The organism is Streptacidiphilus anmyonensis (assembly GCF_000787855.1).
GTDB lineage: Bacteria > Actinomycetota > Actinomycetes > Streptomycetales > Streptomycetaceae > Streptacidiphilus > Streptacidiphilus anmyonensis.
The window spans coordinates 13,281-28,456 of the sequence record NZ_BBPQ01000089.1 but is presented as its reverse complement, the minus strand read 5'-3'; the positions used below and the strand labels follow the sequence as shown (position 1 = coordinate 28,456).

The window sequence follows — 15,176 nt, the reverse complement described above, 5'->3', positions numbered from 1 at the left end:
CCGCCGGTCAGGCGGCCGTGGCGGGCTCGGGCTCGGCGGTGCCGGCGACCGGGCCGCCGCCCGCGGGGGCGCCCGTGACGGCGCGGCCGATCAGCCAGGCGGCCAGCAGGCCGCCGAGCAGGACCGCGACGGCGCCGATCAGCTGAGCACTGGTCAGGCTGTCCGCGAAGCCGTTCGTGACCTGGCCCGCGCGGTCGGCTCCGGCCCTGGCCAGCGCCTCGGGCAGGGAGCGGGCCGCGTCCTTCGGGACGCCGTGGGGCAGCGACGCCGCGAAACCCGCCGTCAGCACCGCGCCGAGGACGGCGACGCCGAGGGAGTTGCCGAGCTCGCTGAGGGTGCCCATCAGCCCCGAGCCGACGCCGGCCTTCTCCGGCGGGATGGAGCCCATGACCGCGCCGGCCATCGCCGGCTGGGCGGAGGCGACGCCCGCGCCCATCAGCACCAGGCCGAGGAGGATGCCCAGGTAGTCCCCGTGGCGGCCGAGCACGGCGATGGCCGCGAGGCCGCCCGCCATCAGGCTGAGGCCGCTCGCGATGGCGACCGGGGCGGGCAGCCTCGCGGTGATCCGCATGCCGGTCCCGGTGAGGTTGAGCAGCACGATCGTCAGCGCCATCGGCGCGGTGCGCAGACCGGCCTCCAACGGGCCGTAGCCGAGGACGAACTGGAGGTGCTGGGTGAGCAGGAACAGCGAGCCGCCCATCCCGAAGGAGACCAGCACGCCGCCGGAGACCGCGCCGCGGAAGCGGGCGTTGCGGAAGAACGACATGTCCAGCAGCGGATGCGGGGTGCGGCGCTCCCAGAGCACGAACAGGGCGACGAAGACGACCCCGACCGCCCCGGGCACGAGCGTGCGGGCCGAGGTCCAGCCGTAGCCGGGGCCCTGGATGATCGCGTAGACGACAGCCACCAGGCCGACGACGGACAGCAGCGCGCCGAGCAGGTCCGGGCGCTCGCCCTGCGGGTCCTTGGACTCGGGCACGAACCTGGCCACGGCGAGCAGTCCGAGCACGCAGACGGGCAGGTTGACGATGAAGACCGAGCCCCACCAGAAGTGCGCCAGCAGCGCCCCGCCGATGATCGGCCCGAGGGCGAAGCCGAGCGAGCCGACGCCCATCGCGGCGGCGAGCGCCTTCGGCTGCTCCTCCGCGTCGAAGGTGCGGACGACCAGCGCGATGGTGGTCGCCAGCAGCAGGCTGCCGCCGACGCCCATGCCGACCCGGGCGGCGATCAGCTCGCCCGGCGTGGACGCGAGCGCGCCGCCGAGGGAGCCGACGCCGAACAGGCCCAGGCCGATCATCTGCACGAGCTTGCGCCCGTAGCGGTCGGCGAGCCCGCCGGCGGCGATGAGCATGCCCGCCTGCGCGAGCGAGTAGGCGCCGATGACCCACTGCGTCTGCGCGGTGGACGCGCCGAGTTCCTTGGTGAGCGAGGGCACGGCGACGTTGAGCACGGTGTTGTCGAGGATCACGACGAGCTGCACCAGACAGATCACGGCGAGGATCAGCCAGCGATCGGCTCTCCGTTCGGCGGGCGCGGGCACGGGCGCGGGCACGGCGGCGGTCACGGAACGTCTCCTTGTACGGCGTATAAGACTTCTACACCGTAGAAGAACGACGAACCGGCCGCCACCGGTTTTTCACAGCGCTTCCTCAGCCTTCTGCTGCCCTGTCGGTTGTCGGTGCGTCCGTCAGCGCGCCGCCAGGGTCTCCACCCACCGCAGGTGGCCCTCGACGACGGCCAGATCACGGCAGTCGCCGTCCGGACCGCGCAGGCGCAGCGACGCGCCGCCGCGCGAGGGGTCCGTCCGCGGATCCGGGTCCGGGGCCTCCTCCACCGACAGCCACCACAGCGGGCCGGAGTCGCCGAGCGACGCGATCGCGGCGTCGAAAGCGTCGAGCCGCTCCGCGGGCACGTGCATGCGCGTCGCGGAGTGGTAGACCACGCGCGGCTCGCCGTCGGGGAGGGAGGCCGCCAGACCCGGCAGCACGTCGATCGCGTCCCCCGCCAGGATCGGCGGCGGGTCGCCTGCGACCAGGTCCAGCGCGGCGGCCAGCAGCAGCCCCTGGTCCTGGTTCTCCGGCCAGACGAGGGCCCGCAGCCACTGCCGGTCCTCGCGGTCCAGGACGTCGACGGGGTTCAGGTCCACGCCCACCACGCTCGCCAGCCGGGGCAGCGCGTCGAGGTCCGGCACCTCCCCGTCCCCGTACAGCTCCGCGACGAGCTGGACCGGCGAGTCCGGGTCTCCGTAGCCGCGCCCGCCAAGGCGGTAGCCGTACCGGTCGAACCGCAGGTTGAGCCCCGCACTGGTGCCCACCTCGATCAGGTGGACCGGCCGGTCCCCGAGCTCGGCGGCGATCGCCGCGAGCCCGAAGCGCAGGCCCAGCGCGCGTTGGACCTGGTTCGTCTGCACCAGCCGCGTGCCGATGAGCGCGCGCAGCGCGTCGGCGTGACGGGCGCAGAAGTCCACGAGCGCGGGCCCGGCCTCCTCCGCGGGCCGGGCGGTCGCGCCGGGCGGCAGCAGCGACGGATAGTACGCAGCGAGCGGGTCGCCCGCGGCGGCGGCGTCGGTGAGCAGCAGGTGGTGCACGGCGCCGAAGAACAGGAACGTCGGGTACTGGCCCGGCCGCCCGCCGGCCGCGAGGTCGAGCAACGCCTCGTCCCCGGCGACGGTCCGGCTCAGCGCCCGGTACAACGGCGAGGTCCGGAACTCCCCCGGCTCGGTGAACGCGCGCCGCACGCGCTCCCGCGGCGTCTCGGTGATCTTGGTCGTCATGCGCCGACGGTAGCGCGACGGCACGCGCCCGCGCGGGAAGTCGCAGGACGTCAGCTCTCCGTGGCCGCACGCTCGCACACCCGCACGCAAGAGCCAGAGGTCCGCGCGGTTGCCGGCGCGAGGACGCAGGCGACGACAGAAACGGCGGTCCTCACCCGTTGGGGATCGCGCCGCCTTGGGCCGGGCAGGCCCCGAGCCGTGGAACAGCTGAGGGCCCCGCGAACCCCCGCCGGGCGGGAGGCACGCGCCGCAAGCTGCCGAGCACGCCCGCGCGGGCGGAGCCACGTCGGCGGACCCCCCAACCGTGGAACAGGTGAGGGCCACCCCGAACCCCGCGCCGGGCGGGAGGCACGCACCGCAAGCCGCCGGGCACGCCTGTGTGCGCCTCCGCGTCGAGGGGGCGGGCGTCGACCACGGCGGGGGAGCTCCGCCGGTGGGGCGGGTCAGCGGACGAGGAGGGCCAGCAGCCGGTCCGTCTCCGCCGCCGGATCCGCGGAGAGGCCGCAGTGCACGGGGCCCGGCTGGACGATCGTGCTGCGCGGGGCCGTGAGCCAGCGGAACCTGCGGCCCGGCTCCTCGTGGCGGGCCTGGCCCGCCGCCTCGCCGCCGTCGCAGACGTGCGCGACCGCGCGCAGCGCCGCACGCACGCCCTCCAGGTCCACCGCGGGGTCGAGCGCCAGCAGTCGGGCGTCGTCGAGGTGGATCGCCGCGCGCAGCACTCCCGCCTGACGGCTGTAGACCAGCACGCCCGCGTTGATCTGCTCGCCGCGCTCGACGCGCGGGACGACGCGCACGAGCGCGTACTCGTAGACCAGCTTCTCTGCTGCCTCGCCCGCAGCCGGAACGGCGCTCACAGCGACACCCACTCCCTCGGTCCGGCGGCCCGCGCCGCCAACTGCGCCACGTACGCGGCGCGCACCGCGTCGGGATCGTCGAAGCCGGGCTCGTCCGCGAGCCAGACGTCGGGGACCAGCGCGAGGACCTCGCGCAGCAGCGTCTCGGTCACCTGCGAGCCGAGTTCCGCGTCCGCCGACGCGACGTCGGGCGCGAAGGGCAGCAGCACATGGTCGGACGCGTCGAACGCCTTGCGCGCGGACGCGGCGGCCCGCGGCCAGTTGTGATGGAAGATCAGGCTGGCCCCGTGGTCGATCAGCCACAGCTCGCCCCCGTGCACCAGCAGGTTCGGGTTGCGCCAGGAGCGGTCGACATTGCCGATCAGGGCGTCGAACCAGACGACGCGTCCGGCGAGCTTCGGGTCCACCGGGAAGGCCAGCGGGTCGAAGCCCAGCGCGCCGCTGAGGTAGGCCATGCCGAGGTTGGTGCCGCCGGACGCCTTCACCAGGTCCTGCACCTGCTGGTCGGGCTCGCCGACCGCGACGCGCGGGTCCACCTCCATCCGCGTCAGCTCCGGCACCCGGAAGCCGAGCCGCCGGGCCAGCTCCCCGCTCACCACCTCCGCGACCAGCGCCTTGCGGCCCTGCGCGGCCCCGACGAACTTGGCGACCCACAGACCGCCCGCCCCGGCCTCGACCAGACCGGGCAGCGAACCGCCCTCCCGCAGCGGCGTCACATACCGATCAGCCGTCACCTCTCGCAACATGCGCACCACCCTAGTGCCCCGAAGTGCGCCGCCTGCGGGGCCTCTGCCCTGCGGCGACGCACACGAGCGCCCCGGTCGGACGGCGAGGGCACGGCCGCAGCCGACCGTGACGCCCATCGGGGACACCGCTGCGGTCCGCGACAAATTCGGTGTCCCGCCGGGGAGCGGCCTGGCTACGCTGCCCGCCATGACCCCGTCGAAGGCCGAGGCCCAGGCCGAGTGCGCCGCAGAGGCCGCAGCGAAGCGATATCCGCGGTAGTCCGCGCCGTCCGTGCGCACGCCCCTGCGGCACCGCCCGTCCTCCTCGTCGAGGACGGCCGCCTCTGCTTCCGCCCTCGCCTTCGACCCGATGGGACGCATTTCGCCATGTCCGACGACGTCTCCGACGCACGCCCGACGACCCTCGACGCCTCCGCCGAGGCCCTCACCCACATCCTGCGCGGCAAGCCGGGCCTGCGCCGGGGCCCCGATCTCGACGCCGTGCTGCACCTGCTCGCCGACCGCCGGAAGATGGACCTCTCCCACCTCTCCCCCGCCCGCCAGGCCGAGCTGATCCACGCCCGAGCGGCGCGCCTGCTCCCGGGGCCCGAGCGGCTCACCGCGCTGCTCACCTCCGCACGCGGCGACGCGCGGCCGCTGACCGTCAAGTTCGGGATCGACCCGACGGCCGCGGACGTCCACCTCGGCCACGCCGTGCCGATGATCCTGGCCGGCCGGCTCCAGCGGATGGGCCACCGGGTGGTCTTCATCGTCGGCGACGTCACCGCGCGGATCGGCGACCCCTCCGGGCGCAGCGCAGACCGACCGCCGCTCAGCGAGGAGGACGTGCAACGCAACCTCGCCACCTACCGGCGGCAGGTGGGGCCGTTCTTCGACTTCGACCGGGCCGACTTCCGGTTCAACAGCGAGTGGTTGGGCGCCCTCCCGCTGCCGCGCTTCCTCGGTGTGCTGGAGCGGCTGCCACTGTCGGCCGCGCTCCAGCGCGAGGACTTCCGCACCCGGCTGTCCGCGGGCAGCGGGCTGACCCTGGCCGAGCTGGTGTACTCCGTGGTCATGGCCCTGGACTCGGTCGAGGTCGGGGCGGACGTCGAACTGGGCGGCCTGGACCAGCTGCTGAACCTCCAGATGTGCCGCCGGGTGATGGAGCAGCACGGCCAGGTGCCGGAGGTCGTCGTCGCGACGGGCCTGATCGAGGGAACCGACGGCACCGGCGCGAAGATGAGCAAGAGCAAAGGCAACTACGTCGCGCTCGGCGCGGGCCCGGAGGAGATCTTCGGACGGCTGATGTCCGCCGCGGACCGGCTGCTGCCGGACTACCTGCGCGCGCTGACGGAGCTGCTGGACCCGGAGGTCGAGCTGCTGCTCACCGCCGCGGCCGAGCGGTCGGTCCATCCGATGGGCGTGAAGACCCTGCTCGCCTCGGACGTGACGGCCACGATCCACGGTCCGGAGGCTGCCGCGGCAGCCCGCGAGGCGTTCCGGGCCCGGTTCTCGCAACGGCGCTTCTCCGACGTGCCGGGCCTGCCCGTCGTGGACGCCGCCGGACACCGCGCGGCGACAGTCGGCGAGCTGCTGGCCCGCGTCGCCGGTGTGGCGCCCGGCCTGAAGCAGGTCCGCCGCGTCGCGGAGGCGGGCGGCCTCCGGCTGGTGGCCGAGGACCGACCGGGCGGCCGGCGGGAGGCGACCCTGTCGTCCGCCGACGCGGACCGGAGCCTCTCCGCCGTGCTGGCCGCGCACCGGGCGCTGGTCGGCGGCGCGCGGGGCGGGGTGCCCCCGCGGGTGTTCCTGCGCTGCGGTCGCGCCGTCGTGGAGCTGTCCCCGGGCGGCGGCAGGGACGGCCACGCCGACGACTGAGCCCTCACCGCCCGGTCCCTCGCCGGTCCGCGGCCGGTCCCTCGCCGGTCCGTGGCCGGGCCCTCGCCGGTCCGTCGGACGGTCTTGCGCGGTGGCGAGGGATCCGGGAGCGTGCCAGTGTGGCGGGGAGCGGTGACATCCGGCGGTCCTGGGTGCCCGCCGGTTCCCTGTGGCCGGGAGCGGCCAGCCGGACCACGCATGACAGTGACCACGACCGTGAGGGATGGGCACGATGGAACGACCCCGGATCCTGGTGGTCGGCGGCGGCTTCGCCGGCGTCGAGTGCGCGCGACGGCTGGAGCGCCAGCTCGCACCGAGCGAGGCAGAGATCGCGATGATCGCGCCGTTCAGCTACGAGCTCTACCTCCCACTGCTGCCGCAGGTGGCGGCCGGCGTGCTGACGCCGCAGTCGGTCGCGGTGTCGCTGCGCCGAATGCTGCGCCGGACGCGGATCGTCCCGGGCGGCGCGATCGGCATCGACGCGAAGGCGAAGATGGTGATCGCCCGGAAGATCACCGACGAGATGATCGCCGAGCCGTACGACTACCTGGTGCTCGCGCCGGGCAGCGTCACCCGGACCTTCGACATCCCGGGGCTGGCCGACTACGGGCGCGGCATGAAGACCTTGGCCGAGGCGGCCTACGTCCGCGATCACGTGCTGGCGCAGCTCGACCTCGCGGACGCGGCCCAGACCCAGCAGGAGCGGATCTCTCGCCTCGGCTTCGTCGTGGTCGGCGGCGGCTACGCCGGTACCGAGACGGCGGCCTGCCTGCAGCGGGTCACCGCGAACGCGGTCAAGCGCTACCCGAGGCTGAACCCGAACCTGATCAAGTGGCACCTGGTCGACATCGCCCCGAAGCTGATGCCGGAGCTCGGCGACCTGCTGGGCACCGAGGCCATGGACCTGCTGCGCAAGCGCGGCATCGAGATCTCGCTCGGCGTCTCCGTCGCGGAGGCGGGCGAGGAGTCGGTCAAGTTCACCGACGGCCGGGTGATCCCCGCCCGCACGCTGATCTGGACCGCCGGCGTCGCCGCCAGCCCGCTGGTCGGCACCCTGGACGCGGAGACCGTGCGCGGGCGTCTCGCGGTGACGGCCGAGATGCGCGTGCCGCAGTGCGACGGCGTCTTCGCCCTCGGCGACGCCGCCGCCGTTCCGGATCTCGCCAGCGGCGACGGCGCGGTCTGCCCGCCGACGGCCCAGCACGCGCAGCGTCAGGGCAAGGTCGTCGCCGACAACGTCATCGCCCTGCTCCGGGGCCAGGAGACCAAGCCGTACTTCCACAAGGACCTCGGCCTGGTCGTGGACCTCGGTGGTGCGGACGCCGTCTCCAAGCCGCTCGGCATCGAGCTGCACGGCATCGCCGCCCAGGGCGTCGCCCGCGGCTACCACCTGATGGCGCTGCGCACGAACGTCGCCAAGGTCAGGGTGATGACCAACTGGCTGCTCAACGCGGTGGCCGGCGACGACTACGTGCGCACCGGCTTCCAGGCGCGGCGCCCGGCACGGCTGCGCGACTTCGAGTACACCGACTCGTATCTGACGAAGGACCAGATCAAGCAGCACACGGCCGCGCTGCACGCGCGCCACCAGTGACGCGAGGCCGTTGACACGGCCGGTCCGAGGCCCTGGGCGGCGGGTTGCGACCTGCGCCGTCCAGGGCCCGACGATTCTGGCATGCACCCGCCACGCGTGTCACCCGTCCGTGCGGTATTCACGACGACACGATGATGTGGCGGATTGACACAAAGGCAGTGGTCATACCTTTGCGTGCATGCTCGATCACTCCGCGTCGCCTCGGCTGCCCCGCCCCTCCCGCCGCCTCGTACTCGGCTCCGCCGCAGGCTCGGCGCTGCTGACGACGGCGGCGGCCGTGCCAGGAGTCCAACAGGCCGCCGCCGCGGACCGCACGGCACGCCGTCGGCGGGCGGCGCCGCTCCTCGAGGGCGCCGCGCTGCCCAGCGACGCGCAGGCCGCGGCCGCGATCCGCGCCGAATACCTGCACGGCTGGTACGGCTACACCGCCAAGGCCTGGGGCTACGACGAGTTGCGCCCCCTCAGCGGCGGCCACAACGACTTCTTCGCCGACGGCCACAGCTTCGGCCTCTCCATCGTCGAGGCCCTCGACACCCTCTACCTGATGGGATGCGACGACGAGTTGGCGCAGGCTCGCAGCTGGGTCGAGAGCAACCTCGACCCGACGCAGGACGTGGACATCCACGTCTTCGAGGCCATCATCCGCCTCGTCGGCGGTCTGATCGCGGGCCACCTGACGACGGGCAGTGCCGCGTTGCTCTCCCTCGCCCAGGAGTTCGCGGACCGACTGCTGCCCGCCTTCACCTCCTCCCCCACCGGCATCCCGTACACCCACGTCAACCTGCGCACCGGCCAGGCGCAGGGGAGCCAGGTCGCCCTGGCCGAAGCGGGCACCAACGTGATGGAGTTCGGCCTGCTGTCCCAACTGGTGGGCGATTCGCGCTACTACGACGCGGCGATGCGCGCCTACCGGGCGGTGCTGTCGCGCGCCAGCTCGCTCAGCCTGCTCGGCACCACCATCGACGCCGAGACGGGCCGCTGGGTCGACCACACCTCGACCGCCCCCAACCCGCCGGTGGACTCCTTCTACGAGTACCTGTGGGGCGGCGGCCAGCTTCTGGGGGACAGTCAGCTGACCAGCTGGTACCAGGACTTCACCCGCCCGATCCTGACCCACCAGTCGGACGTGCGCGGCGGCCGCCTCTGGTTCCACGGCGTCGACGCCTCGACCGGCCGCCGCACCGGCCCGACCCACCAGTCCGAACTCGCCGCGTTCTACGCGGGCCTGCTCGCCAAGGGCGGCGACCTCACCCACGCCGCCTCCTACTTCCGCTCCTGGTCCGCGGCGATGGACCGCTACCCCGTCCTGCCGGAGACCATCGACTACACCGACTTCAGCATCGTCGACCAGGGCAGCCAGCTGCGGCCCGAGTACGCCAACTCCGCGTTCGACCTGTGGCGGATCACCGGCGCCGCGAGCTACAAGGAGGCGGCGTGGCGCTGGTTCGAGAACGTCCGCACCCACCTGCGCGTGGCCGGCGGGTACACCGTCGCGGACCACGTCACCTCGTCGTCGGTCCGGCACGGGGACCTGACGCCGGGGTACTGGTTCGCGGAGAACTTCAAGTACGTCTGGCTGGTCTTCTCCCACACCCCCCGCTTCGACTACCGCTCCGGCATCCTCTCCACCGAGGGCAAGGTCCTGGCGGGCGCGAAGTAGCCGCGCCTACTTCAGACCCAGCCGGGACTCCGCCGTGACCCAGTCCGAGGCGATGGCCTGCTGGGCCTGAGCCAGCGTCACCTGGCCGCCGCAGACGGCGGTGTGGAGCCGCGTCTCGACGGCGTCCTTCGGGTTGTTCGGGCCCGCGCCGGGCTTGTGGCCCGGGGAGGGGGGCTCGACCCACAGGTTGCGCGGGTCGTTCGGGTCGCCGCCCAGCTCCAGGCTGATCAGGTGGTCGTACTCGGCGTCGTGCAGCGAGCCGGTGTAGTCGTAGGACGCGGCGTTCTTGCGCTTCTCGGCGTCGGTCACCGACGCGGGCGGCCGGATCCCGCCGGTGTAGCCGCCCTTGCGGCAGATGGTGTCGCCGATGTCGGCCTGCGTCACCGCCGGCGACACGGCGCCCGGCGTGCACCGGGCGTCGGGCAGCGGCTGGCCGTCGTCGTTCCCGTAGTGGCAGCTGTCGGCCGCGGGCTGGGACGCGACCGTGTAGTGGGACTTCGGCCCGGGGCCCTCCGCGAGCGGCCCGGCGGCGTCACCGGCCGCCTGCGAGCCGCCGGCGGAGGCGCCCGCCGAGGCGCGGTCGCCCGAGCCGGTCGTCTTCCCTGAGGTGTGGGCGCAGCCCGCGACGGCGGCGGCGAGCAGCACGGTGGCCACCGCCAGGACGGGGCGGGCCAGGACAGTTCGGCGCACGGTGATTCCTTGGTACGTTCGGGTGAGGGTGGGAGAGCCGCGCGTCAGCCTTCCAGATCCGACGGGGTGTGGGAAGCTGGTCCGCTTCTGACGGCGCGTCGCCCGAATGGCCGCTATCCTCCGGTGCGCTCCGCGCCCTCCGGCCACACCCGGACCACCTCGACGCCCGCGTCGCGGCTGCGCTGCACCAGGTCACCCGTGCCGCCCGGCCCGGCGGGCGGCTGTCCGTCCCAGACGGCGACGACCACGTCGGCGCGAGCCAGCAGCACCTCGTTGGCCGCCTGGTACGCCTCCTGCGAGACCTCGCTGAAGTGCAGCTCCTGGACCTCGACGGCGGCCCGGACCAGCCGGTCGAAGCTCGGCGCGTGCGCGGCGTGGCCGCGGCTCTCGCGGTAGCCCCGGGCGGGGAACACCACCACGAGCTCACCCCCTGCGTCCACCAGTTCCTCGGCGAAGATCGTGTCCGCGCCGGCCGCCAGACAGCTGAGGCCCACCAGTGGGCCCTCGGTCGCCCGCGCGGCGAGGAGCTTGCGCAGCTCCGCGCGGACGAGCTCGGCGGTCTGGTCGGTCAGATCCCTGTGCCCTGTCACCGCGAGCGTCACCACAGTCTCCCCTTCTCCTCCAGCGCGGCCCGGCCACACCACGGTCCCGCTCCGCCGCCACCGGACCCCTCCTGCGTATGCCTGTCGTATTCCCGTCCGGTCCGCGCCCGATACGGCGGGATCCGGGCACAACGCGCGCAGCGCCCAGCGGTTTACCCGCCCGGAACAGCTGACTAGCCTGAAGGGGGGCTTCAGGCCAGGAGGTGCTGCGTGACCGCGGAACCAGCCGACCGCCAGCCGGGCCCGCCCGCAGCGCCCGGCGCGGACGTAGGGCCGGGCGCGGGCGCGGGCACAGGCGCGGGAGCAGGCGCGGGCGCAGGAGCAGGCGCGGGAACGGCCGCGCGGACGGAGCCCGATCCCAAGGCCGAGCACCGCAGGATCCTGATCATCCTGTCCGCGCTGATGATGGGCATGTTCCTGGCCGCACTCGACCAGACCATCGTGGCGACCGCCCTGCCCACCATCGCGGGCGACCTGCACGGGCTCAACCACCTGTCGTGGGTGGTCACGGCCTATCTGCTGACCTCGACCATCACGACCCCGCTGTGGGGCAAGCTCGGCGACCTCTTCGGCCGCAAGCAGCTGTTCCAGGCCGCGATCATCATCTTCCTCATCGGCTCCGCCCTGTCCGGGCTGTCGCAGAACATGCTCCAGCTGATCGCCTTCCGCGCGATCCAGGGCGCGGGCGCGGGCGGGCTGATCGTCGGGGCGCAGGCGATCATCGGCGAGGTCGTCAGCCCGCGCGAGCGCGGCCGGTACATGGGCTACTTCGGCGCGGTCTTCGGCGCCTCCTCGGTGATCGGGCCGCTGGCCGGCGGCTTCTTCACGGAGCATCTGAGCTGGCGCTGGGTGTTCTACATCAACCTGCCGCTGGGGACCGTGGCGGTGTTCCTGATCGCGGCGGTGCTGCACCTGCCGCGCAGCCGCACCCGGCGCAGCATCGACTACGCCGGGGCGGCGCTGCTCGGCGCGGCCGCGACGACGGTGATCCTGCTGACCACCTGGGGCGGGACGACCTACCGCTGGGCCTCGCCGCAGATCATCCTGCTGGCGGTCGGCGTGGTGGTCCTCATCGCCCTGTTCGTCCTGGTCGAGCGGCGGGCCCAGGAGCCGGTGCTGCCGCTCGAACTGTTCCGCTCCCGGGTCTTCACCGTCGCCAACGCGATGGGCTTCCTCATCGGCGCGACGATGTTCGGCGTCATCATCTACATCCCGCTGTACCTCCAGACCGTGCACGCGGCCAGCCCCACCAGCTCCGGCCTGCAGTTGCTGCCGCTGATCCTGGGCATGCTGATCACCTTCATCACCAGCGGGCGCATGGTCACCGCGCGCGGACGCTACAAGATCTTCCCGATCATCGGCACCGCGGTGATGACCTTCGGGGTCTGGCTGCTGTCGCTGATGCAGCCGGACACGAGCCTGGCCGTCTCCTCCGCGTACATGTTCGTGGTCGGGTTCGGCATCGGACTGGTCATGCAGGTGCTGGTCGTCGCCGTGCAGAACGCCGTCCCGCGCCATCAGCTGGGGGCAGCGACCTCGGCGACGACCTTCTTCCGCACCATCGGCGGCTCGTTCGGCGTCTCCGCGCTCGGCGCGGTGTTCAACCGGCAGCTGACCGAGAACCTGCCGAAGTACCTGCCGCCGTCCGCCGTCCAGCAGGTCCACGGCAGCACCGTGACCGCGAACCCGGCCCAGCTGAACGCCCTGCCCCCGCCGGTCAAGCACGGCTTCATCCAGGCCTTCGACAGCTCGCTGCACGTGGTCTTCCTGGTCGGCGTGCCCATCGGGCTCGCCGCGTTCGTGCTGTCCTGGTTCCTGAAGGAGCTCCCGCTGCGCGAGAAGGCCTACGTCTCCGCCGCCGAGACCACGGGCAGCACGGAGGGCACGAAGCACTGAGGGCCCTCGCGCCTCAGTCCCGCAGCGTGACGACGACCTTGCCGAACGCGCCACCGTCCCGGAAGTACCGGTAGGCCTCGCGGGCCGCCTCGAAGGGGAACTCGCGGTCGATCACGGGCCGCAGCCGGTGCGCGGCCAGGGCCCGGTTCATCTCCTCGAAGTCGGTCCGGCTGCCGACCGCGATGCGCCGGATCGACACGTAGTTCCCGGCGAAGGGGTCCGCCAGGGGCGCGACGGCCGGAAAGGCGCCGAGCAGGGTGATCCGGGCGTTGTAGGCCGCCGCGGCGACGGACTGCGGCAAGGTCGCCAGGCCGACGGCGTCCACCACGTGCTCCACGCCGTCGCCACCGGTCAGCTCCCGCACCGCCACCTGCCAGTCGGGGGTCTCGGACCGGTCGACGACCTCGTCCGCGCCGATCGCCCGCAGCCGTTTCGCCTTCTCCGGCGAGGAGGTGACGCAGACGACGCGCGCCCCGTGCATCCGGGCGAACTGCACGGCGAACAGCGCCGCCGTGCCGCTGCCGACGGTCAGCAGCGTCTCCCCCGGCCCCGGCGGGGCGGGCTTGGTGACCGCCGCCCAGGCGGCCACCCCGGCGCAGGTCAGGGACGCCGCCTCGGCGTCGGTGAGATGGTCCGGCACGTGGACCACCGACTCCTCCTCCAGCAGCACGTACCGGGCCAACCAGCCGTCGTGGTTCGCTCCGTGCTGCTCGCGCACGGCGGCGAGCCGCTGCGGGCCCGCCACCCAGCGCTGGTAATAGGTGGCGGTCACCCGGTCGCCGACGGCGGCGCGCGTCACGCCCGGCCCCAGCGCGAGGACCTCGCCCACGCCGTCCGACAGCGGGACGACGCCGGGCGTCGCCGGAAGCGGGTACTCGCCGTCCATCAGCATCAGGTCGCGCCGGTTCACGGAGGCCGCCCGCACCCGCACCAGGACCTGCCCAGGTCCTGGCGTGGGTCGCGGCTGCGGAACGACGCGGAGACCGTCCAGTCCTCGCAGGGGGTCGAGCCGGTAGGCGAGTGCGTCGTCGAGGTCCGTCGGTTTGCCGATGTCGGTGGGTTCGTCACTCATGTTGACGAGTCTGGGCGGCGCGGTGAAGGTCCGCGATTCCCTGGAAGGTATCGCGGGACCACGCCGGGCCGACCAGGATGGCCCTGTGACGACTGTGGCGGAACCGACCGGATTCGCGACCGAGCTGCGCCGGTGGCGGGCGCTTCGGCGCTGGAGCCAGCTGGACCTCGCCATAGCCGCCGAGACCACCCAGCGCCACCTCAGCTTCCTGGAGCAGGGCCGCTCCCGACCGGGCCGCGAGATGGTGATCCGGCTCGCGGAGTCGCTCAGCCTGACCTTGCGCGAACGCAACGCCCTGCTGCTGGCGGCGGGCTACGCGCCCGCCTTCGAGGAGTCCGGCCTGGACGCGCCGGGGCTGGAGCCGGTCCGGACCGCGCTACGCAGCATCCTGGACGGCCATCTGCCGTACCCGGCGGTGATCGTGACCCGGCAGGGCGTGCTGGTCGACGCCAATGCGGCCTTCGACCTGTTCACTTCAGGCTGCGTCCCCGAACTGCTGGGCCCGCCGCTGAACGTGCGCCGGCTCGCGCTGCACCCCCGAGGCATGGCGCAGCGCGTCCTCAACCTGCCCGAATGGGGCCGCCACGTCACCGAGTCCATGCGCACCCGGCTCCGTGCCAGCCCCGACCCCGACATGCAGAAGCTGCTCGAGGAGTTGGAGGGCTACCTGCCACACGCCGCACCGGACCCCGGCTATCTCGGCTTCGCCGTCCCGCTCAGGCTGCGCGCCGGGTCCGGCGAGTTGCGCCTGATCACCACGCTCACCAGCTTCGCCACCGCCACCGACGTCGCCCTGGCGGAGCTGCACCTGGAGGCGTTCCTGCCCGCCGACGAGGCGACGGCCGCCTACCTGCGTGACCGCCACGACCAGAACACGCCGTCCCCGACGGCCGAGAAGGAAGAGTAGGAGAGCCATGCCCACGCAGCACGAGCTTGACGAGGCCGGGATCCGGCAGCGGATGGACCGGATCGTCGAGGCGATCCAGGCCAAGGATCTCGAGGCCCTGCGGCGGGTCTACGCACCGGACGTGGTCTCCTTCGACGTCGAGCCGCCGCTTCAGCACGTCGGGATCGAGGCGAAGCTGAAGAACTGGGCGGGGGTGTTCACGTTCTTCTCGGAGGCGCGTTACGAGCTGCGGGACCTGTCCGTCACCGTCGGCGGCGAAGTGGCCTTCGCGCACGGCTTCGGCCGGCTCGGCGGAACGCTCGCGAACGGGTCCGCGACGGACGGCATGTGGGTCCGCGGCACGTTCTGCTTCCGCCGGATCGACGGCGACTGGCTGATCGTCCACGACCAGGCATCCGTCCCCTTCGACGTGGCCACCGGCAAGGGGGTCGCCGACCTCCGGCCCTGACGGGCGGCATGAGGCGTTGTCACACCTCCCGGCTAGGTTGATCGTGTTCCCGCCGCTCCGGCGTGACGATCCCCCTTTCT

The 15,176-nt window shown here is 73.2% G+C and carries 13 protein-coding genes; 6 read left to right on the top strand and 7 right to left on the bottom strand.

What is annotated here, in order from left to right:
• Positions 1-7: 7 nt before the first annotated feature.
• The 4 genes from TR50_RS38485 to TR50_RS38470 form a co-directional block, all read right to left on the bottom strand.
• A complete protein-coding gene (locus tag TR50_RS38485; protein ID WP_042433751.1) occupies positions 8-1,564 on the bottom strand; it encodes an MFS transporter in 1,557 nt (518 codons plus the stop codon).
• A gap of 123 nt (positions 1,565-1,687) precedes the next feature.
• Positions 1,688-2,773, bottom strand: coding sequence for a DUF2332 domain-containing protein (locus TR50_RS38480; RefSeq protein WP_152648864.1), 1,086 nt, complete (start codon positions 2,771-2,773; stop codon positions 1,688-1,690).
• Between the two features lie 443 nt (positions 2,774-3,216).
• Complete coding sequence (locus TR50_RS38475) at positions 3,217-3,627, bottom strand: DUF3037 domain-containing protein (protein WP_042433749.1); 411 nt, start codon at positions 3,625-3,627, stop codon at positions 3,217-3,219.
• Positions 3,624-4,373 (bottom strand): HipA family kinase, encoded by a 750-nt coding sequence (locus TR50_RS38470; RefSeq protein ID WP_042433747.1) that lies wholly within the window; start codon positions 4,371-4,373, stop codon positions 3,624-3,626. Before TR50_RS38470 ends, TR50_RS38475 begins: the two co-directional genes overlap by 4 nt.
• Positions 4,374-4,739: 366 nt before the next feature.
• On the opposite strand from TR50_RS38470, the gene tyrS reads away from it, so the two are divergent.
• The 3 genes from tyrS (at position 4,740) to TR50_RS38455 (ending at position 9,481) form a co-directional block, all read left to right on the top strand.
• Positions 4,740-6,227, top strand: a complete 1,488-nt coding sequence (tyrS, locus tag TR50_RS38465) for a tyrosine--tRNA ligase (protein WP_042433745.1) — start codon at positions 4,740-4,742, stop codon at positions 6,225-6,227.
• A gap of 232 nt (positions 6,228-6,459) precedes the next feature.
• A complete protein-coding gene (locus TR50_RS38460) occupies positions 6,460-7,821 on the top strand; it encodes an NAD(P)/FAD-dependent oxidoreductase (protein ID WP_042433761.1) in 1,362 nt (453 codons plus the stop codon).
• A gap of 178 nt (positions 7,822-7,999) precedes the next feature.
• Positions 8,000-9,481, top strand: a complete 1,482-nt coding sequence (locus TR50_RS38455; RefSeq protein WP_042433743.1) for a glycoside hydrolase family 47 protein — start codon at positions 8,000-8,002, stop codon at positions 9,479-9,481.
• 6 nt (positions 9,482-9,487) lie between these two features.
• On the opposite strand, the gene TR50_RS38450 is transcribed toward TR50_RS38455, so the two are convergent.
• Together TR50_RS38450 and TR50_RS38445 are read right to left on the bottom strand one after the other, a co-directional pair.
• On the bottom strand, positions 9,488-10,171 hold the full coding sequence (locus TR50_RS38450; protein ID WP_084701717.1) for a hypothetical protein: 684 nt from the start codon (positions 10,169-10,171) through the stop codon (positions 9,488-9,490).
• A gap of 113 nt (positions 10,172-10,284) precedes the next feature.
• Positions 10,285-10,773, bottom strand: coding sequence for a hypothetical protein (locus TR50_RS38445; RefSeq protein WP_439654275.1), 489 nt, complete (start codon positions 10,771-10,773; stop codon positions 10,285-10,287).
• Positions 10,774-10,983: 210 nt separating this feature from the next.
• Between TR50_RS38445 and TR50_RS38440 the strand changes: the two genes are divergently transcribed.
• On the top strand, positions 10,984-12,669 hold the full coding sequence (locus TR50_RS38440; RefSeq protein WP_052441809.1) for an MDR family MFS transporter: 1,686 nt from the start codon (positions 10,984-10,986) through the stop codon (positions 12,667-12,669).
• 13 nt (positions 12,670-12,682) lie between these two features.
• Here the strand turns inward: TR50_RS38440 and TR50_RS38435 are convergent, their stop codons facing one another.
• Positions 12,683-13,741 (bottom strand): zinc-dependent alcohol dehydrogenase family protein, encoded by a 1,059-nt coding sequence (locus tag TR50_RS38435; protein WP_042433739.1) that lies wholly within the window; start codon positions 13,739-13,741, stop codon positions 12,683-12,685.
• A gap of 85 nt (positions 13,742-13,826) precedes the next feature.
• Between TR50_RS38435 and TR50_RS38430 the strand changes: the two genes are divergently transcribed.
• Together TR50_RS38430 and TR50_RS38425 are read left to right on the top strand one after the other, a co-directional pair.
• Complete coding sequence (locus TR50_RS38430; protein WP_042433736.1) at positions 13,827-14,648, top strand: helix-turn-helix transcriptional regulator; 822 nt, start codon at positions 13,827-13,829, stop codon at positions 14,646-14,648.
• Positions 14,649-14,655: 7 nt separating this feature from the next.
• Positions 14,656-15,096, top strand: coding sequence for a YybH family protein (locus TR50_RS38425; protein WP_042433734.1), 441 nt, complete (start codon positions 14,656-14,658; stop codon positions 15,094-15,096).
• The last annotated feature ends 80 nt before the right edge of the window (positions 15,097-15,176 follow it).